Source organism: Frigoribacterium sp. ME-P-080, from assembly GCF_030209595.1.
Lineage (GTDB): Bacteria > Actinomycetota > Actinomycetes > Actinomycetales > Microbacteriaceae > Frigoribacterium.
Map to the genome: position 1 here is coordinate 228,308 of NZ_JARVRR010000002.1, position 19,460 is coordinate 247,767.

The following is a 19,460-nucleotide window of genomic DNA, read 5'->3' on the forward strand; positions in this document are numbered from 1 at the left end:
CCCGTCCCGCCGGACGCCGGTGGGGTCCAGGGCCGCTGCTAGCATGCCAGCACTCCGGGCCACCCGCACCCGACCCGTCGGTCCGGTCGCCCTCTCCCTCGTCCACGAGGCGAGGGCTCGCGGTCGGCACGCACGAGGACGGCCATGACGACCACCACCCCGACGACGACCCGCCCGGCCGGGTCCACGGCGTCCTCGAGACGACCTCGCGCCTCCTCGATCGGCGTCCCGCTGGCGCTGGGTCTCGCCGGCACCGCCGTGGCGCTGGTCGGTTCGTCGACGGTGTCGCTGTGGACCGACGAGGCCGCGACGGTCTCGGCGGCCACCCGCAGCCTCCCCGAGCTCTGGGCCCTCGTCCAACGCATCGACGCCGTGCACGCCGCCTACTACCTGCTGATGCACGTCTGGACGACCGTCGCCGGGACCTCCCCGGTGGCTCTCCGCCTCCCGAGCGCGGTCGCGGCCGGAGTCGCCGTCGTCGGCGTCCACCGGCTGCTTGTCGTGCTCGGACGCCGGGACGCCGCCGTCGCGGGTGCGGTGGTCGCCGTCGTGCTGCCGCGCATCACCTGGATGGGGATCGAGGCGCGTTCCTTCGGGCCCAGCGCGGCCGTGGCCGTGTGGGCGACCGTCCTGCTCGTCGTCGCGCTGAACCGAGGAGGCGCGGCGCGGTGGATCGGGTACGCCGCCCTCGTCGGGGTGGGCACCGCCCTCAACATCTACGTCGCCCTGCTGGCCGTCGCCCACGCCGTGACCGTGGCCGCCTGGCGTCGGGTCCCGGTGAGGCGCCGCCTGGCCTGGCTCGCCTCCGCCGCGGCGGGCGGTCTCGTGGCGTCGCCGGTGGTGCTGCTGGCCGCCGGTCAGCAGGGGCAACTGGGCGACAACGACCTGGGTCTCGTGCAGATCGCCCGGGGGATCGTGGTCAACCAGTGGTTCCTCGGGGGGACCCCCACGCGCGTGGACTCGACGGCGTCGCCCACCGAGCCCTGGGCGCTCGCCTCCCTGGCCCTGGCCCTCGTGGGGTGGATCGCGATGGCGGCTGCGATCGTCGCCGGGGTGCGCGGCCGTCGTGCCGGGCCGCTGTGGGTCCTCGTCCCCGTGCTCGTCGTGCCCACCGCCGTCGTGGTCGGCTACAGCCTGCTGGTGAGCCCGCTCTACAACCCCCGCTACTTCACCTTCGCGGCGCCGGCGTGCGCGGCGCTGGTCGGAGTCGGCGTGACCGCACTCCGCCACCGTGGCGCCCGGGTGGTCGCCCTCGCCGTGATCGTCGCCCTGTGCGTCCCGGTCTGGCTGTCGCAACGTCAGGTCACGGGGAAGAGCGGCACCGACTGGTCCGAGGCGGCGGCGGTGGTCGAGCGGGGCGCGCGGCCCGGCGACGGGGTCTACTTCGCGCCTCTCGACGCCGATCCGCCTCGGGTCGTCGAGCGGTCGACGTCCAACGTCGCCGTCGTCTACCCGGATGCCTTCGACGGTCTCGTCGACGTCACGGTCCGCAGCCGGCCCGTCGACCAGGACAGCCTGCGGGGGACGGCCTGGCCCCTCGGCTCGCCGGAGGCGAGGCTCGACGCGGTCGACCGCCTCTGGGTCGTCGAGCCCGCCGACGAGCCCACGGCCCGCGCCGACGACGTCGTCCTCGAGACCGCCGGCTTCGAGGTCGTCAGCCGGTGGGCTGGCGGGATGACGGCAGTCGAGGAGTGGCGCCGACCCTGAACCGGTCGATCCCGTCGCGGGCCACCGGCACGAATGCCAGGGCCAAGGCGACGACCAGGGTCGGGAACGCGCTGTAGAACGGCGCGAAGAAGAGGTTCCAGCTGCTCTGCGCCGCGGTGTAGAGCAAGATGCCGCTGGCGGTGCCGTCCGCGATGCGACGGACGACGCCGACCCCGAGGACGCCGAGGACGACGGCGGACAGCACGAGCCCGACCACGCCCGACTGCGCCCAGAGGTCGCCGACGACCGAGTGCAGCTCGAAGTGCCCGCCGAACATGAACCGCTCGACGTAGCCGTTGTCGGGTTGGTACCCGATGCTGCTCATGCCCTCTTTGGCGATCTGGATGTCGCCCGCCGTCGGGACGACGCCGGCCCCGAAGCCCCAGGGGTGGTGCTCCATCAGGGCGGCGGTGGCCGCGAGCTCGGGGCGCCCGCCCAGGATGAGGGAGCCCGACACCCTGAGCTGCTCCACGCTGCGCGACTGGGTCGCGAGGCCGAGGTAGCCGTCGAGGATGAGGGCCTGACCGAGCTGGAAGACCACGACCCCGAGGACGCCGAGCCCGATCAGGACGGCGGCGGCCGACGGGCGCCGGTGCGGGCGGACGATCGCCAGCTGGGCGAAGACCAGCAACGCCGCGAGGAGCAACAGGCCGAACGCCGAGCGGAAGTCGCTGAGCGCGGCGACGATCGTCAGGGCGAGCAGGACGGCCAGTTCCCACCGGCGTCCGTACCGGGCGGCGAGGGCGAGGGCGATGACCGTCACCGGCAGGGCGAACCCGAACTTCCAGGGGTTGCTCGCGAAGAGCGGTGTGCCCGTGCTGAAGCCCAACGCCAAGCCGATGCCGAACCAGAGGACGGCCCGCTCGGGCGTCAGGACCTCCGTTCCCCACAAGAAGAGGCCGACGCCGAGGAGGGTCCCGAGGAGGATGACCGTCATCGGCACCGTCGAGGGCGACGACGAGACGTGGTCCCCCGAGTTGGCGACGCCCAGCCAGAGCCCGAGCGCGACGGCCAGGAGGCCCGCCACCATGAACGCGACCCCCCAGTGGTGGCGCCGCAGCGAGCCCCACCACACGGGCAGCAGCAGGGCGGCCACGACGAAACCCGCCTGCATGCCCTGCGGCAGGGTGAAGCGCATGCCGAGCACGACGAGCGCGGCGGCGGCGATCGCCCGGACCCAGGCGCGCGCGTCGCCGGGGGAGGCGCGGGACCGCTCGGGACGGCCGGCCGCCGGCGCCGACGGGGCGGCTCGGAGCAGCGTCATGGGACGAACTCTAGGCGACGCCCGCGACCTCGACGACCCCCGTCCTGGTGTCCCCCACAGTGCCGACACCCGAGGGGGAGCCACCTTGTTGGGGGCTGACGCCCCCTTGCGGAGTACGCGTGAATGTAACAAGATCACCTCTTGTCCTGACCGGGTGAGATTCCGTCCCCTCAGATCCATCCCGCGCAAGCCCCCGTCCTGGGGGCACGGCGTGGTGTTCTTCCTCTCGCACGAGCCTCCGTCCCCGAGGCATGTCGCGGGATCGCCCACACCTTCCCTTGATGAAAGCAGTGACGATGCCCAGCGCCCCCGAGCACCGCCTCTCTCCGCCCGTCCGCGTCCGCACCGCCGTGGGTGCCCTGGCGACGGCCCTCGCCGTCGTGGCCGGGGTCCTCGTCCCGGTCACCAGCGCCTCCGCGGCCCCGACCACGGTCGCCACCGACTCGTCGGCGCGCACGTCGACCACCGGTTGGGGGTCCGCCGACAAGGGAGGGGCCTGGTCGACCTGGTCCGGTCCGTCGAAGGCGTCCTTCACGGTCGGGTCCGGCACCTCCACCATCTCGGACCTCGCTCCCGGTTCGACCGCGACGGCGACCCTCGCGAGCGTGTCGGTCAAGGACGTCGAGGTCGAGGGCACGGTCTCCCTGCCGAAGACCAAGGCCGGCTTCTACCAGGGCTGGGAGCTCCGTCGCCAGGGTGACGGCTCCGCCTACCGAGGCCGACTGGAGTCGGGCAGCTCGGGCAAGGTGGCCCTCGCGGTGACCAAGGTGAAGAAGTCCGGCGAGACCCTGCTCGGCCGCGTCGCCCTTCCCGCCAGCGTGACTCCGGGTTCGACCCTGGCCGTCTCGTTCCGTGCCGAGGGCACGACCGCCGTCGCCCTCAAGGGCAAGGCCTGGGTCGACGGTTCCGCCGAGCCGGGTTGGCAGCTCGCCGTCTCGGACTCTGCGGCGGACCGCGTCTCGCAGGGCGGGTCCGTGGGCCTCTGGCAGTACGCCAGCGCCGGCAACACGGCCCGCTCGAGCACGTCGTTCGACGACCTCGTCGTCATCGGCAGCCCGTCGGACGCCACGCCGGCGCCCACGCCGACGCCCACGCCGACGCCGACGCCGACGCCTGCACCTGCACCTGCACCTGCTCCTGCTCCTGCGCCTGCTCCGGCACCCGCGCCCGAGGTCGCTCCCGTCGGCTCGCGGGGTTCGCTCCCGGTCGGCTCGGCCTCCTACCCCGTTCCCTCGGGCGCGATCGTCGTGTCGCCGTCGGGCGACGACGGCGCGGCCGGGACGCAGGCGGCGCCGCTGCGCACCCTCGCGGCAGCCGTCGCCAAGGCGAAGTCCGGGGCGACGATCGTCCTCCGTGCCGGCACCTACAACGAGAGCGTCGTCGTGCCCTTCCAGAAGAAGGTCACGATCCAGTCCTACCCCCGCGAGGCCGTCTGGCTCGACGGCTCCGTCCCGGTCACGTCGTGGTCGCGGTCGGGTTCGGGGTGGAGCACCCCGTGGTCGGCGTTCCCGTCGTCGGTCATGGACAACGTGGCGGACAACCCCCGCTTCGTGTCGCCGTCCTTCCCGCTCGCCGCTCGTCCCGACCAGGTCTTCCTCGACGGGGTGCAGCTCACCCAGGTGACTCCCGACCGTCTCGTCCCGGGCACCTTCGCGGCCGACCCGGGCTCCGGCCGCATGCTGATCGGCAGCGACCCGGCCGGTCACTCGATCCGCATCAGCAACAAGGCCCAGGCCATCTGGGTGCAGTCGCCCGACACGACGGTTCGTGGCTTCGGCGTCCGGGGATACGCGACTCCCTACGCCGAGCGAGGCGCCATCCGCCTGGGCAACACCGGGGCGACGGCCGAGAACCTCGTGATCCAGGACAACGCCATGATCGGCATCAACCTCGAGAACAACGGTGGCACCCTGTCGAAGCTGACGGTCGAGCGCAGCGGCCTGCTCGGCATCGGCACCAACGCCTCGTACGACCTGAGCATCACCGACTCGGTGATCCGTCAGAACAACTGGCAGCGCTTCAAGGAGGCGCCGGTCTCGGGCGGCATCAAGATCACGCGATCACGCGGTGTCACCGTGTCGAACAACGACATCAGCCGCAACTACAGCTCGGGTCTCTGGCTCGACGAGTCCGTCTACGACAGCAAGGTCATCGGCAACACGGCCGAGGGCAACGAGTGGACGGGCATCCAGCTCGAGCTCTCGAGCAAGGCCGTCGTCGCCGGCAACACCATCACGGGCGGCAAGGCCGGACTGCAGATCTTCAACACCGACGACGTCCGCGTCTACAACAACTCGATCGGCGGCTTCAGCCAGTTCGGCATCAAGGTCACGCAGGACGAACGTCGGCAGGCCACGGCCTCCACCGGCCAGGACCGTCGCCGTCCGTTGCCCGATCCGACGGTGACCTGGGTGACGGGCAAGATCACCATCGCCAACAACGCCTTCGGCAGTGGTGGTTCGTACCAGATCTTCGTCCTCGACGGCAAGACGAACCGGTCGGCCGACTCCATGGGCATCACGGTGACGGGCAACGCCTTCAACCAGCGACGCACCACGGCGCAGGCGACGCTCGTCGGCTGGGGAGCCGGGGACAACAAGACCGTGACCCGCCTCGACTCGGTCGCCGCCCTGTCGGCCAAGAACGGGTCGTGGCGCAACGTCGAGACGTCCGGGGTGCTCGACCTCGGCGGCATGGGCAGCCTGCTCGCCTCGTCGCTCGGCATCGTGTCCACCCTGCCGGCGGACGTCGCGGCGCTCCTCGGGCAACCCGGGACCGCCCGCCGCATCGGCGCCTTCTGATCGACCGACGACGCCCGGCACCTCGTGGTGCCGGGCGTCGTCGCGTCCGGTCCGGGGTCGACGGGGCACCGGTCGAGGAGGCGCGGGTCGCCTCGTCGACACCGCCTACGATTGACCCCGTGATCCTGGCCATCGACACCTCCGCCGGCTCGTCCGTCGCCGTCGTCGACCGCGACGGCGGCGTCCTCGCCGAGCACACGGTCGCCGACACCCGGCGACATGCCGAGGTGATCGGCCGTCTGATCGACGACGCCCTGCGCGAGGCCGGCGTGACCCCGTCCGAACTCTCGGCCGTGGTGGCCGGTCGGGGCCCGGGCCCCTTCACCGGCCTGCGGGTCGGCATCGCCGCCGCCCGGGCCTTCGCCTTCGGTGCGGGGGTGCCGTGCCTCTCGGTCGGCAGTCACGACGCCGTCGCGTTCGAACGACTCTCGGCGGCGGCGGGCCGTTCCGTCGGCGCCTCCGGCGGGTCCGTCGACTCGCCGCTCGTCGTCGTCACGGACGCCCGTCGCCGCGAGGTGGCACACAGCTCGTGGTCGGGGCTCGACGACGACGGCCTGCCCGTGCGGGTGGCCGGCCCCGCCCTCGTGAGGCCGGCCGACCTCGACGAGGCGACCGGCGCCTCCTCGTCCTGGCCGCGCACCGACCCCGACGCGACGACGGTCTCGGCGGCCGCGCTGGGAATGCTCGCCGAGCGGCTCTTCGAGCACGGCCGCGCCTTCGCCGCCGCCGAGCCGCTGTACCTGCGCGAACCCGACGTCACCCCGTCGGCCGGCCCGAAGCCGGTCACGCAGTGAGCGTGCTGCTGCGCACGGCCACCCTCGACGACCTCGACGGCATCATGGCCATCGAGACGTCGACCTTCCTCACCGACGCCTGGTCGCGGGCGAGCATGACGCACGAGCTCACCGCCCCCGGCGGTCGCTACCTGGTCGCCACAGCCGAGGGCGACGACACCACCGTCATCGGTTACGCGGGCATGCTGGCGCTGAAGGGAGCTCCCGAGGCCGACATCCAGACCATCGCCGTCCTCGCCGAGCACCAGGGGCGCGGGCTCGGACGGGCGATGCTGACCCAGCTGCTCACCGAGGCCCGTCACGGCGGGGTGCGCGAGGTGTTCCTCGAGGTGCGGGCCGACAACCCCGGAGCGCAGCACCTCTATGAGACGCTCGGCTTCGAGCGGCTCGCCGTCCGTGCCCGGTACTACATGCCCGACGGGGTCGACGCGGTCGTCATGCGACTGCGCGTCCCGCCGGCCGTCACCGAGACCACGGCGGGCGCCCTCGAGCCGATCGACGACGTGCCCCTCGACGAACAGGACGTCCGCCCGTGACCGCGACCCGCGCCTCCTCGTCCGCCGCCGAGCAGGCGGCCGCCGAGCCCGCCGTCCGCGAGCCCCTCGTGCTCGGCATCGAGACCAGCTGCGACGAGACCGGCATCGGCATCGTCCGCGGCCGAACCCTCCTCGCCAACGTCATCTCGTCGTCGATGGACGAGCACGCCCGCTACGGCGGCGTCGTGCCCGAGGTCGCCGCGCGCGCGCACCTCGAGGCACTCGAGCCCGCCCTCGCCGCGGCGCTCGCCGAGGCCGGCGTGACGACGGCCGAGCTCGACGCGATCGCCGTGACGAGCGGACCCGGGCTCGCCGGGGCGCTCATGGTCGGCGTCGGTGCCGCCAAGGCCCTCGCCCTGGCGACGGGCAAACCCCTCTACGCCGTGAACCACCTCGTCGGCCACGTCGGGGCGGACGTGCTCCGCGCCGACGGCAGCGAACTCGAGTTGCCGACCATCGCGCTGCTCGTCTCGGGCGGTCACACCTCGTTGTTGCACGTGCGCGACCTCGTCGACGACGTCGAACTGCTCGGCGAGACGATCGACGACGCCGCGGGTGAAGCGTTCGACAAGGTGGCCCGCCTGCTCGGCCTGCCCTACCCCGGCGGGCCGCAGATCGACCGTGTCGCCGAAGGCGGCGACCCGAGGGCCGTCCGCTTCCCGCGCGGGTTGACCCTCCCGAAGGACCTCGCGAAGCACCGGTACGACTTCTCGTTCTCGGGGCTGAAGACGGCCGTCGCCCGCTGGGTCGAACAGCGTCGCAGCGAAGGAGGCGCGGTGCCCGTCGCCGACGTCGCCGCCAGCTTCCGCGAGGCCGTCGCCGACGTCCTGCTCACCAAGGCCCTCGCGGCCTGCGCCGACCGAGGCGTCCCCCGCCTGCTGCTCGGCGGGGGAGTCGTCGCCAACGCCCGCGTGCGCGAGCTCGCGGCCGAACGCTGTGCGGCGGCCGGGGTCGAGCTGCGCGTGCCGCCCCTCTCGCTCTGCACCGACAACGGCGCCATGATCGCGGCACTCGGTGCCGAGCTCGTGTCGCGGGGTCGGGCGCCCTCGCCTCTCGACTTCGGGGCCGACTCGACGCTGCCCGTGACGACGGTCCAGGCCGTCTGAACCCCTCGGCGGGGCCCGGGCGACCCGCCCCCGGTCACAGGCCATGGGCCGCCGATAGCATGGGCGCTCGACCGACCGCGGCCGTCACCGGCCGACCCTCAGCAGAAGGACGTCTCCGATGACCGACCAGAACCCCACGCCCCACGGCCAGCCCTCGCCGCAGAACCCCTACCAGGGCCAGCAGCCGGCCTACCCGGGGCAGCCCTCCGGTGGTCAGCCCTCTTACCAGGGGCAGAACGGCGCTCGTCCCGGTCAGCGCAACACCCTCGCCCTCGTGTCGATGATCCTCGGCATCGCGGGCTTCGTGACCTCGATCACGGCCATCGGTGCCATCGTCACCGGCCACATGGCGTTGAGCCAGATCAAGAAGCGGGGCGAAGAGGGCCGGGGGATGGCCCTGACGGGGCTCATCCTCGGCTACGTCGTCGTGGCGCTGACGATCCTGACGATCATCCTGCTCTTCGTCGTCTTCGGTGCGATCGCCAGCAACCCCGACCTCTACGACGGCAGCTACAACTCCTGAGGCCGCGGGCGCGCCCGCGTGGGCGACGCCTCCCAGGGGCCGCTCATCGGCGGCCTCGCTAGCATGACGGGGTCCGCACCGGACGGTGCGGGCCCTTTCGTGTCCCGGGACGCGACCGTCACGGGTGTGACCGGCCGCCCCGATGGCACGACCGACGCACCGCTCGCGAAAGGCAGCTGATGGCCACCGACGACACCACCCCCGAGAAGCCGTCCTCGGCGCCGACCGCGCCCTCGGCTCCGACGCCGCCCGCGGCACCCACCGCGCCCCCGATGCGCCCGACCGAGGGTGGCGACGCGGCCACCGCCCCACCGCCGCTGCCTCCCACCGCCTTCCCGGGAGCCGCTTCCCAGCAGCCGTCGTCCCAGCCGCCCGCGTCGTCGCCCTACGCCGGGGCCGGCGTGCCGCCGACGGGGTCGGCGCCGTACGGGGCACCCCAGGGCGCCCCGGCGCCGCAGTCCCGTCCGGGGCAGGTCCCGCCGGGTGCTCCTCAGCCGCCCCGGCCGCCCTACGGCCAGCCGGGTGCACAGCCGCCAGCGGGGTACGGGCAGCAGGGCTACGGGCAGCAGGCGCAGAACCGGCCGCAGGGCTACGGGCAGCAGCCGGGGTACGGCCAGCAGCCGGGGTACGGCCAGCAGCCTCAGGGTCAGCGACCTGGCTACGGGCAGCCACAGGGGCAGCCCTCGGGCCAAGGCCAGCCTCAGGGCCAGCAGCCGGGGTACGGTCAGCCCCAGGGCTACGGCCAACAGCCCCAGGGGCATCAGCCCTCCGGGCAGTCCGGTGCGCCGTACGGTCAGCAGTCGTTCGGTCAGCAGTCTTTCGGCCAGCAGGGTCAGCCCGTCGGACAGTACGGTCAGCAGCCCTACGGCCAGCAGCCGTACGGCCAGCAGGGCCAGCCCGGCGGAGCGTACGGCCAGCAGGCCTACGGCTCGCCCTACCCGCCGTACGCCTCGGCCGGCGCCGCACAGCCCCCGCGCCTCCTCAGCCTCCTGGCGATGATCGGCTCCATCGCCGGTCTCGTGCTCGCGCCCTTCACCTTCGGGCTCTCGATCGTGGCGTCCATCGCGGGCATCGTGCTCGGGCACCTGGGCATGTCGCGTGAGCGTCACGCGAGGGGGTTCTGGCTCACCGGGCTCATCGTCGGCTACGCCGGCGTCGTGCTCATCGTGATCGGCTGGATCGCCTTCGGCCTCTTCATCGCCGGCTTCTCGTCGGGTTCCGACTACTACGGCGGGTACTGAGCCCGGCCCCACCTCGGTGGGGCACGAGTGGGCAGGAGGCGTCGCCGCAGGGGCGAGAAGCGTCTTCTGCCCACTCGTGCGTCACCACGAAGGCGCGACGGCGGGGGTCGGACAGCAGCGAGACCCGCCGCTCTCGCGTCCCGCCCGGCGTCAGACCAGGCGCTCGCAGAGCAGGGCGGTGTGCCGCCCCGCGACCCGGGTGAGGACGAGGGTCGCCGACCCGGTCCCCTGCAACGAGAGTCGCTTGCGGAACGTCGCGGGGTCGACGTCGACTCCGCGCTTCTTGATCTCGAGTCGCCCGATGCCCCGGGCCCGCAGCTCGCGCTTCAGCGTCCGCTCGTCGAGCGGGAACGTCTCGAGCACGCGGAATCCCTGTGCGAAGGGGGTCTCGACCCGCGCCTCCGTCGTCAACCAGGCGATGTCGCGACTGATCATCCGGGCGTCGATCGAGCGGGCCAGGTCGCCGATGAGGCGTGCCCGGATCACGGCGCCGTCGGGTTCGTAGAGGTACTCGCCGAGGTCGCCCGGGTCGACGTCGTCCGAGTCGGCGGCGGCCGTCAACTCCGACGCCCCGGAGGTGCCGATCACCAGGGCGGACCGACCCACTCCCGGCCGCGCGAGCGGCCCGAACCACACGCCCACCTCGACCACGTCGCGGTCGACCGAGATCCACTGGCACTCGGCGTCCGTCGGCAGGAGCTCGCGGTCGACGCCCGGACCGAGCTTGATCCCGGTGGGCAGGCGGTCGGCGAAGCCGAAGGCGACGTCGAGGCCGGGGGACCAGTCGGCCGGATCGGCGAGGCGCTTGGTGGCGGTGTGGCCGGACGTCCGTCGCGCCGGGTCGAGGAAGACCCCCTCGACGCCTGCGAGGTCGGTCGTGGCGGCGTCCCCCTGCTCGACCCGTGACGACGGCCACGGCGCGAGGTTGTACGAGGCGACGGCCGCGGTCACCTCGTCGCGGTCGACGGCGAGCACGTCGAGGTCGAGTGCGGCGAAGGCCAGGGCGTCGCCCCCGATGCCGCAGCCCAGGTCGGCGACGCTGCCGATCCCCGCCGCGGCGTAGCGTCCGGCGTGGCGGGCGGCGACCGGGAGGCGCGTGGCCTGTTCGAGGCCCGCCTCGGTGAACAGCATGCGGCTCGCGAACTCGCCGAACTTGGCCACGGCCCGGCCGCGGAGCCGGGCCTGTGTGAGCACCGCCGACACGAGGGCGGGGGAATGGCCCTGCTTGCGCAACGCGGCCACCGTGCCGACGACGTCGTCACCGGAGGCGCCGCCCGCCGGCAGCGAGTCGAGCAGCCGCAGCCCCTCGGGCGAGAGGACTTCGAGCAGCTCGGAGGAATCCATGTCGTCCAGTGTGACGCACGCGGGCAGACGCGTTGGCACTCGGATTGACCGAGTGCCAGTCTCGTCCTACAGTTGTTCTGGCACTCGCCCCCGGCAAGTGCCAGCCCCCATGTTTTCGTAGCACCGAGAAAGAAGAGGTCACCCGTGTCGGTCAGCATCAAGCCGCTCGAAGATCGCATCGTCATTCGTCAGGTCGAAGCCGAGCAGACCACTGCTTCGGGTCTCGTGATCCCCGACACCGCCAAGGAGAAGCCCCAAGAGGGTGAAGTGGTGGCGGTCGGCCCGGGCCGCATCGACGACAACGGCAACCGCGTGCCGCTCGACGTCGCCACCGGCGACAAGGTCATCTACAGCAAGTACGGCGGAACCGAGGTGAAGTACGGCGGAGAAGACCTCCTCGTGCTCTCGGCTCGCGACGTCCTGGCGGTCATCGTCCGCTAGCACCCCGGCACGGCTCCGGCCGTGCTCCGCGACCCCGGTCGCCGTCCCGAAGGCCCCTGCTCCGGCAGGGGCCTTCGCCGTGTCGGCACCGTGCCGGCCGACGAGGGCCCGTCCCCAGGCGTCGTCGTCCGTCGATCGATCCACGGTGGCAGGAGTGGCCGTTCCGGCGGCGGGCGCAGCCACCTAGAGTCGCCTGGTGACCTCGACCCGCGCCTCCTCGTCCCCCTCCGCCCCGACCTCGGGGCTCGGCGTCGACGGGGCCGGCGGGGCGGGCCTCGCCTACGCCCTGGGGGCCTACGGGCTCTGGGGCGTCCTGCCGGTGTACTTCCTGCTGCTGGCCCCGGCCGGCCCGTTCGAGATCGTCGCCTGGCGGGTGCTCTTCTCGCTCGTCTTCTGCGCGGTGCTGCTCGTCGTGACGGGGGCGCTGCGCTCGTTCCTGGCCCTGCTGCGACAGCCGCGCCTGGTGGCCACCATGGGGGTGGCCGGCGCGTTCATCGTCGTCAACTGGACGGTCTTCATCTCGGCGACGCTCAGCGGGCACGTGGTCGAGGCGGCGCTCGGGTACTTCATCAACCCGATCGTCACCGTCCTGCTCGGCGTGGTCGTGCTGCGCGAGCGTCTCCGCACGACCCAGTGGGTGGCCGTCGGGCTGAGCGCCGTCGCCGTCCTCGTGATCGCCGTCGGGGCTGGCCGGCCGCCGTTCATCTCGCTCGTTCTCGCGTTCTCGTTCGGGCTCTACGGCCTGGTCAAGAAGCAGGTCGGCGGTCGGGTCGACGCGGTCGGCGGGCTCACGCTCGAGACGCTCTGGATCGCCCCCTTCGCGGCCGTCACCCTGATCGTGCTGCACGTGACGGGCCTCGGCGGCGGCGTCGTGCTCGGCACCGTGAGCGTCGGGCACACCCTCGCCACGATCGGCACGGGCGTGATCACGGCCGTGCCCCTGTTGCTCTTCGCCTCGGCGACGCGTCGGTTGCCCCTGACGACCGTGGGGTTGACCCAGTACGTCGCTCCCGTGTTGCAGTTCGTCGTGGGGGTCGTCGTGCTCGGCGAGCACATGTCGACCGCGCGGTGGGTCGGCTTCGCCATCGTCTGGGTCGCATCGATCGTGCTGACCGTCGACATGGTCCGTGCAGGGCGACGATCGCGCCGGCCCCTCGCCGTGGCCCCGACCACCTAGAAGCGACCATCCCTCGCAAAGTCACGAATGGCTAACGAAACGTCACTTTGACGTCGAGAACACACGCCAGAAACATTCGACCCCTAGTTTCGGACCAATCGCGGCAGGTTCGACCGCCACCGGTCGGGCTGCACTGCCGCTGTCCACGAAAGGGTTCCACGGATGATCCGATCCAGCACCGCCCTCCGAGCACTGGCTCTCGCCGGCGCAGCCTCCGTGCTGCTCGCTGCCTGTTCGACGGCATCTCCCTCTGACGACGCCTCGTCGTCGTCGTCGGCCAAGGCCGATCCCGCCGCCAAGTGCGAGGTCGGGACGCCCAGCACCGATCCCTTCGCGATCGGCACCATGCTGCCGCTGACCGGAACCCTGGCCTACCTCGGCCCGCCCGCCATCGCGGGCGCCAACCTGGCCATCAGCGACATCAACGCCGCCGGCGGCGTGCTCGACCAGCCGGCCGAGATCTCGACCAGCACCGACTCGGGCGACAGCAACGACATGACCGTGTCGAGCAACGCCGCGACGCAGCTGATCGACGCCAAGGTGCCCGTCGTGCTCGGTGCCGAGTCGTCGAGCGTCACGCTCAACGTGGTCGACCAGCTCACCAGCAACTGCATCATCGAGATCTCGCCCGCCAACACGGCGAGCTCGCTCAGCGGCTACTCGTCCTACTACTACCGCACCGCTCCGCCGGACTCGGTGCAGGGCTCGGCGCTCGGCCAGCAGATCACGGCCGACGGCAACGCCAACGTCGCGTTCCTCGTCTTCAACGACACCTACGGCACGGGTCTGCGCGACTCGACGCAGAAGTCGATCGAGAGCTCGGGCGGCACCGTCGTCTACGGCGGCACCGGCAAGGGCGAAGAGTTCCCTCCCGGTCAGACCACCTTCTCGTCCGAGGTGTCGGCGGCCATCGCCGCCGAGCCCGACGCGATCGTCATCCTGGCCTTCGACGAGACCAAGTCGATCGTGCCCGAGCTGAAGAGCCAGGGCTGGGACATGAGCAAGGTCTACATGTCCGACGGCAACACGGCCGACTACAGCGCCGACTTCGAGCCCGGCACCCTCGCGGGCGCCAAGGGCACGATCCCCGGTGCCGACGCGAGCGCCGACTTCAAGTCGAAGCTCGTGGCCGGCTACAAGGCGAGCGAAGGCGGCGACCTGGCCGACTTCTCGTACGCGGCCGAGTCGTACGACGCCGTCATCCTGACCGCTCTCGCGGCACAGGCCGGTGGCGGCACCGACGCCGGGACGATCCAGGCCAACATGGCCGCGGTCTCCGGAGCGGACGGCGGCACCGAGTGCACGACGTACGCGGACTGCAAGACCGCGCTCGACGCCGGTGACGACATCCACTACACCGGCCCCTCGGGCATCGGAGCGTTCAACGACAACAACGACCCGTCGTCCGCCTCGATCGGCGTCTACACGTTCGACGACGACAACAAGCCCGTCTACCAGACCGGCATCGAGGGCAAGGTCGAATAACGGCACCTCGCACCACCCGGGGCCCGGCACGAGTCATCGTGCCGGGCCCTTCGGCGTGCCGAGGAGGTGCCGTGTCGGGTCTCGGCCCCGGCCCCGGCCCAGCACCTGTCCGCCCCGCCCCACACCTCGTCACACCGCGTTTCGTGCACCGCACCGCGTCGAGACCGGGTGCGGTGCACGAAACGCGGTGTGCACGACGGCACGTCCCGGCGCCAAGGCCCTTCTGCGTGCCAGGGAGGCGCGGAGGCGGGCCGCAGGACGGTCGCGACGTCCGCGCCCTCCGGGGCCGCGCCTCCTCGTCCCCTGGCCCCACCGGGCGTGGCGTCGCACTCCCTCCGCACCGCGTCTCGTGCACCGCACCGCGTCGAGACCGGGTGCGCTGCACGAGACGCGGCGCGCAGCACCCGCGTCCCCGGCGCCCGGCGCCAGACGCCGGCGCCCGGCCCCTGGCGCCGGACGCACGCACGAGGCCCCGACCACGCCGGGGCGTGATCGGGGCCTCAGGGCGCCACCGGGGGCGTCAGGACGCGTCGACGTCCTTCGCCAGGGTGCCGAGGTAGAGCTCGATGACCTTGGGGTCGTCGGCCAGCTCGCGGCCGGTGCCCGAGTAGGCGTTGCGGCCCTGGTCGAGGACGTAGCCGCGGTCACAGATCTGCAGGCAGCGGCGGGCGTTCTGTTCGACCATGATCACCGAGACGCCGGCCTTGTTGATGCGGCGGGTGCGGATGAACGTCTCGTCCTGGCGCACGGGCGACAGGCCGGCGGACGGCTCGTCGAGCAGCAGCACCTTCGGGTCCATCATCAGGGCCCTGGCCATGGCGACGGACTGCCGTTCACCGCCCGAGAGCGAGCCGGCACGCTGGCCGCGACGGTCGGCGAGCACCGGGAACAGGTCGTAGATGACCTCGAGGCGTTCGGCGAACTTCTTGGGCCGCAGGAACATGCCCATCTGCAGGTTCTCCTCGATGGTGAGCGAGGGGAACACGTTGTTGGTCTGCGGGACGAAGCCGACGCCCGCCTCGACCAGCTTGTTGGCCTTGAGGTTCGTGATGTCGGTCCCGCCGAGCGTGACCGATCCCGAGTGGATCTTGACCTGGCCGAAGAGCGCCTTGAGCAGCGTCGACTTGCCGGCGCCGTTCGGGCCGATGATGCCGATCAGTTCGCCCGGGTAGCAGACGAGGTCGCACCCGTTGAGGATGTTGACGCCGGGCAGGTAGCCCGCGACGAGGTCCGTCGCGTTCATCACCGGCTCGACGCCCGCGAACTTCTCGGTGCCCGGGTGCTTGGCCGCGGTGGTGGCGCCCGCGCCGTCCTGTGCCGTGCTCATCGCTTGTCTCCGCTCTGCCGTCCGTCGGACAGCTGGTCGTCGGCCGCGTTCGTGGCCTGCGGGGTCGAGGGGTCGGGGTGGCCGGGCAGGTCGCGTCCGGCGACGCCGCCCGTCGACGAGGAGGCGCTGGTCGCCTCGGCCGCGCGGGCCGCGTCCTCGCGTGCCACCTCTTCTTCGAGCTGTTCGAGCGTGGCGTCGTCGAGCAGCGAGTCGTCGCCCAGGTCGGTGTCGTGGTGTGCACCCAGGTAGGCGTCGATGACGGCCTGGTCGTCCATGACCGTGTCGGCCGGGCCCTCGGCCACGATGCGTCCCTCGGCCATGACGATCACCCAGTCCGAGATGTGGCGGACCATGTGCATGTCGTGCTCGACGAAGAGCACCGTGGTGCCGTCGTCGCGCAGGCTCTGGATGTGCCCCAGCAGCGACTGCGTCAGTGCCGGGTTCACGCCGGCCATCGGCTCGTCGAGCATGATCATGGCCGGGTCGCTCATCAGGGCACGGGCCATCTCGAGCAGCTTGCGCTGGCCGCCCGAGAGGCTGCCGGCGAAGTCGTCCTTCTTCTCGAGCAGCTTGAACCGGGCGAGGAGGTCCTCGGCCTTGGCCTCGATCTCGCGCTCGCGCTTGCGCCAGAGCGGCGCGACGATCGCGACGAAGAAGTTCTCCCCGGGCTGGTCCTTCGCGCCCAGGAGCATGTTCTGCATCACCGTGAGCCGCGAGAGCGCCTTGGTGAGCTGGAACGTGCGCACCATGCCCGAGCGGGCGACCTTGGCGGCGCCGACGTTGCCCATGGCCTTGCCCTCGAACACCCACTTCGCGACGCCCGGGCCGCTGCGCTTGAACGCCGTGGGGGCGGACGAGGCCTTGTCGAAGCCGGTCAGCAGGTTGAAGAAGGTCGTCTTGCCGGCGCCGTTGGGGCCGATCAGTGCCGTGATGGCACCGCGCTGCACCTCGACGTGGCCGACGTCGACGGCGGTCATGCCGCCGAAGCGTCGGACGACGTTGTCGACCGTGAGGATCGGGTCGGGCTTGGCGGACCCGGGGGTCCGCTCGACCGTGGTGAGCTTCGAACGCAGGACGCTGCGGTCGTAGTCGTAGCCCTCGCGGCGGGGCAGCGTGCTGCCGCTCGAGGCCGGTCCGTTGGTGGTGCTCGAGGTGTCAGACACTGAACGCCAACTCCTTCTTCTTTCCGAGGATGCCCTGTGGCCTGAAGATGATCAGCAGCATGAGGGCGATGCCGACGAGGATGTACGAGAACTGCTCGGCCTGCTGGCCGTTCATGATGCTCGACGGGATGAAGTCGCCGGCGAGGGTGCGCACCAGCAGGCGGGTGACGAAGAACAGGATCGCTCCGAGCACCGGGCCGAAGACGGTGGCGGCACCACCGAGCAGCAGGGCCGTCCAGATGAAGAAGGTCATCGACCGTCCCATGCTGTCGGGCTGCACCGAGCTCGGCAGCACGTAGATGATGCCGGCGAGCGACCCCATCAGCGCACCGAGCACGAGCGCCTGCATCTTGTACGAGTAGACGTTCTTGCCGAGGCTGCGCACGGCGTCCTCGTCCTCACGGATGCCCTTGAGCACGCGGCCCCACGGGCTGCGGCTGAGCAGGAAGACCAGGAGGCTGAGGAGGGCGACGATGCTCCAGCCGGCGATGCGGATCCACCAGCCGTTGACGCCGTTGTTCTCGTAGGTGAACCACAGGATCGTCGTCTGGCCGTCGGGCAGCGGCGAGAGGGCGGTGAAGGCCTCGCGGTACGAGGCCCCGGGGATGCCGTTCGAGCCACCCGTCGTGGTCGTCAGGATGCTCGACCGTCCCACGTACCGGATGATCTCGGCCGAACAGATGGTGACGATGGCCAGGTAGTCGCCCCTCAGCTTCAGCGTCGGCACGCCGAGGATGAGCGCGAAGACCAACGAGCAGAGCAGGGCGATGATGACGGCGAGGCCGAGGGGCAGGCCGTTGCTGATCGAGATGGCGAAACCGTAGGCACCGAGCAGCAGGAACGCCGCCTGGCCCATGTTGATCAGGCCGGTGAAGCCGAAGTGGATGTTCAGGCCGATCGCCGCGATGGCGAAGGCGGCCGTCGTGGGCGCGAGGGCCTCGGCGCTCAGCGCCCGCAGGAGTTCGATGAAGTACATGGTCGTGTCCCCTTAGCCCACTCGTTCTTTTCGCCCGAAGATGCCCTGTGGTCTGAACACGAGGATCAGGATCAGGATCAGCAGCGCCGTCGCGTACTTGAAGTCGCCGGGCAGCCAGATGTTGGTCAGCTCGACGATGATGCCGATGATCAGCGAACCGACCAGGGCCCCGAAGGCCGTGCCGAGGCCGCCCAGGGTGACGGCGGCGAAGATCAGCAGCAGGATCTGCAGGCCGGTCATCCAGTTGACGCCGTTGAGCACGAGGCCGAGCATGACGCCCGAGAGGCCGGCCAGGCCGGCGGCCAGCGTCCAGACCAGGCGGATGATGCGGTCGACGTCGATTCCCGAGGCCGCGGCGAGGGCCGGGTTGTCCGACACGGCGCGGGTGGCGCGGCCGGTGCGGGTCTTCAGCAGGAACAGTCCCGTGCCGACCAGCACGACCACCGAGATCGCCATGGCGACGTACGACTGGACGGTGAGGGTCACGCCGAGGAAGTCGACGGTGGTCGGGTTGTCGCGGTCGATGCGCACGGTGCCGGCGCCGTAGAAGTACTGGAAGGCGTACTGCAGGGCGATCGAGAGGCCGATGGTCACGATCATCAGCTGGGTGAGGCTGAGTCGGCGCTTCCGCAGCGGTTTCCAGATCGCGAGGTCCTGCAGGTAGCCCGTCGCCGCACAGATCACCGTGCTGAGCACCGCGGCCAGGATCAGCGGCACCCCGATCGAGGTGAACGAGTAGGCCAGCAGACCGCCGAGGGTCACCTGCTCGCCGTGCGAGAAGCTGCTGAGGCCCGTCGTGCCGTAGATCAGCGACAGGCCGATGGCGGCGAGGGCGAGCAGCAGGCCGAGCCGGATGCCCGAGGCGAACTGCTGCGCGAAGCGGTCCCAGTTGAAGCTCGACGCGGTCGCGGCGCCGCTCGTGGCGCCTTCCTCGGCGGTGAGGGCGAACAGGGCGCTCGCCGTGGCGCCGAGGTTCACGGTCACGGTGCGCTCGGCGTTGTCGGCGTTCACCAGGAACTGGCCGTCGGGCAGGGTGTCCTGGTCGACCGTCACGGTGTAACTGCCGGCCTCGGTCACCGCGATGCTCCACCGACCGGTGTCGTCGGTGGTCGCGGTCTGCTCGTCGCCGGTCGCGTTCGTCGCGATCACGTCGACGCCCGAGGCGGGCTCCCGCTCGCTGTCGTTGATCGTTCCCTGGATGCAGCCGGTCGTCGCGTCGGTGGTGCAGGCGGCGGCCGCGGCGTGGGCGGCCGTCGGGGCGAAGGCCCCCATGAAGGTCGCCAGGAGTCCGAGCAGTACGGCGGAGGCCGTCACGATCAGGGACTGCCGCAGCCGTGGCCGCGACGCGATGGTCGTCGAGAGTCTCACAAAACCTCCTGGTGGGAAGCGCCCCGTCGAGATTCGGGCGGTCTCGTTCTGCTCCCGGGGCGTCGTCGTCGCTGACAGTAACTCCGCTGTGTGTCGAGCATGTTTCAGGTGCGCGACGGAGTGGAGTCGGTACAGAATCCCCCATGTCGAGCGAGAATCACGAATCTTCCGTGTGTCGGATCGGTAACGGTGCCGTTCCGTTGCGTC

The 19,460-nt window shown here is 71.5% G+C and carries 16 protein-coding genes; 10 read left to right on the forward strand and 6 right to left on the reverse strand.

Annotation, left to right across the window (positions count from 1 at the left end; all coding sequences use genetic code 11):
• The first annotated feature begins 144 nt into the window (after window positions 1-144).
• The gene (locus QRN23_RS02610; RefSeq protein ID WP_192122955.1) at window positions 145-1,707 is read left to right on the forward strand and encodes a glycosyltransferase family 39 protein; all 1,563 of its coding nucleotides are present in this window, start codon (window positions 145-147) and stop codon (window positions 1,705-1,707) included.
• Here the strand turns inward: QRN23_RS02610 and QRN23_RS02615 are convergent.
• Window positions 1,655-2,971, reverse strand: a complete 1,317-nt coding sequence (locus QRN23_RS02615; RefSeq protein ID WP_285062399.1) for a hypothetical protein — start codon at window positions 2,969-2,971, stop codon at window positions 1,655-1,657. The genes QRN23_RS02610 and QRN23_RS02615 overlap by 53 nt on opposite strands.
• A gap of 296 nt (window positions 2,972-3,267) precedes the next feature.
• On the opposite strand from QRN23_RS02615, the gene QRN23_RS02620 reads away from it, so the two are divergent.
• The 6 genes from QRN23_RS02620 (at window position 3,268) to QRN23_RS02645 (ending at window position 9,972) form a co-directional block, all read left to right on the forward strand.
• A complete protein-coding gene (locus tag QRN23_RS02620; RefSeq protein WP_285062400.1) occupies window positions 3,268-5,772 on the forward strand; it encodes a right-handed parallel beta-helix repeat-containing protein in 2,505 nt (834 codons plus the stop codon).
• A 119-nt stretch (window positions 5,773-5,891) separates the two neighbouring features.
• Window positions 5,892-6,566, forward strand: coding sequence for a tRNA (adenosine(37)-N6)-threonylcarbamoyltransferase complex dimerization subunit type 1 TsaB (gene tsaB, locus QRN23_RS02625; protein WP_285062401.1), 675 nt, complete (start codon window positions 5,892-5,894; stop codon window positions 6,564-6,566).
• A gap of 2 nt (window positions 6,567-6,568) precedes the next feature.
• Complete coding sequence (gene rimI, locus QRN23_RS02630; RefSeq protein WP_285062402.1) at window positions 6,569-7,102, forward strand: ribosomal protein S18-alanine N-acetyltransferase; 534 nt, start codon at window positions 6,569-6,571, stop codon at window positions 7,100-7,102.
• Window positions 7,103-7,170: 68 nt separating this feature from the next.
• Complete coding sequence (gene tsaD / locus QRN23_RS02635) at window positions 7,171-8,208, forward strand: tRNA (adenosine(37)-N6)-threonylcarbamoyltransferase complex transferase subunit TsaD (protein WP_173154850.1); 1,038 nt, start codon at window positions 7,171-7,173, stop codon at window positions 8,206-8,208.
• Between the two features lie 118 nt (window positions 8,209-8,326).
• Entirely contained in the window at window positions 8,327-8,731 is a 405-nt protein-coding gene (locus tag QRN23_RS02640; RefSeq protein ID WP_192122952.1) for a DUF4190 domain-containing protein, read from the forward strand.
• A gap of 179 nt (window positions 8,732-8,910) precedes the next feature.
• A complete protein-coding gene (locus QRN23_RS02645) occupies window positions 8,911-9,972 on the forward strand; it encodes a DUF4190 domain-containing protein (protein ID WP_285062404.1) in 1,062 nt (353 codons plus the stop codon).
• A 150-nt stretch (window positions 9,973-10,122) separates the two neighbouring features.
• Here the strand turns inward: QRN23_RS02645 and QRN23_RS02650 are convergent, their stop codons facing one another.
• Window positions 10,123-11,316: a class I SAM-dependent methyltransferase gene (locus tag QRN23_RS02650; protein WP_159825000.1), complete on the reverse strand. Its 1,194-nt coding sequence runs from the start codon at window positions 11,314-11,316 to the stop codon at window positions 10,123-10,125.
• A gap of 144 nt (window positions 11,317-11,460) precedes the next feature.
• Here QRN23_RS02650 and groES point away from each other — a divergent pair, with 144 nt between their 5' ends.
• From groES to QRN23_RS02665, 3 genes are all read left to right on the forward strand, one after another.
• Entirely contained in the window at window positions 11,461-11,757 is a 297-nt protein-coding gene (gene groES, locus QRN23_RS02655) for a co-chaperone GroES (RefSeq protein WP_043595988.1), read from the forward strand.
• Between the two features lie 196 nt (window positions 11,758-11,953).
• Window positions 11,954-12,934 carry an EamA family transporter RarD gene (rarD, locus tag QRN23_RS02660; RefSeq protein WP_192122950.1) on the forward strand — a complete coding sequence of 327 codons (981 nt, stop codon included), beginning with the start codon at window positions 11,954-11,956 and terminating at the stop codon, window positions 12,932-12,934.
• Window positions 12,935-13,096: 162 nt separating this feature from the next.
• Window positions 13,097-14,419, forward strand: coding sequence for an ABC transporter substrate-binding protein (locus QRN23_RS02665; RefSeq protein ID WP_056043452.1), 1,323 nt, complete (start codon window positions 13,097-13,099; stop codon window positions 14,417-14,419).
• A gap of 520 nt (window positions 14,420-14,939) precedes the next feature.
• On the opposite strand, the gene QRN23_RS02670 is transcribed toward QRN23_RS02665, so the two are convergent.
• The 4 genes from QRN23_RS02670 to QRN23_RS02685 all read right to left on the reverse strand — a co-directional run bounded on the left by QRN23_RS02670 (window position 14,940) and on the right by QRN23_RS02685 (window position 19,253).
• Window positions 14,940-15,662, reverse strand: coding sequence for an ABC transporter ATP-binding protein (locus QRN23_RS02670; RefSeq protein WP_043595993.1), 723 nt, complete (start codon window positions 15,660-15,662; stop codon window positions 14,940-14,942).
• Between the two features lie 80 nt (window positions 15,663-15,742).
• Window positions 15,743-16,858, reverse strand: coding sequence for an ABC transporter ATP-binding protein (locus tag QRN23_RS02675; RefSeq protein ID WP_123571475.1), 1,116 nt, complete (start codon window positions 16,856-16,858; stop codon window positions 15,743-15,745).
• 43 nt (window positions 16,859-16,901) lie between these two features.
• Entirely contained in the window at window positions 16,902-17,885 is a 984-nt protein-coding gene (locus QRN23_RS02680; RefSeq protein WP_056043448.1) for a branched-chain amino acid ABC transporter permease, read from the reverse strand.
• A 12-nt stretch (window positions 17,886-17,897) separates the two neighbouring features.
• Window positions 17,898-19,253 carry a branched-chain amino acid ABC transporter permease gene (locus QRN23_RS02685; RefSeq protein ID WP_233568456.1) on the reverse strand — a complete coding sequence of 452 codons (1,356 nt, stop codon included), beginning with the start codon at window positions 19,251-19,253 and terminating at the stop codon, window positions 17,898-17,900.
• Window positions 19,254-19,460: the final 207 nt, after the last annotated feature.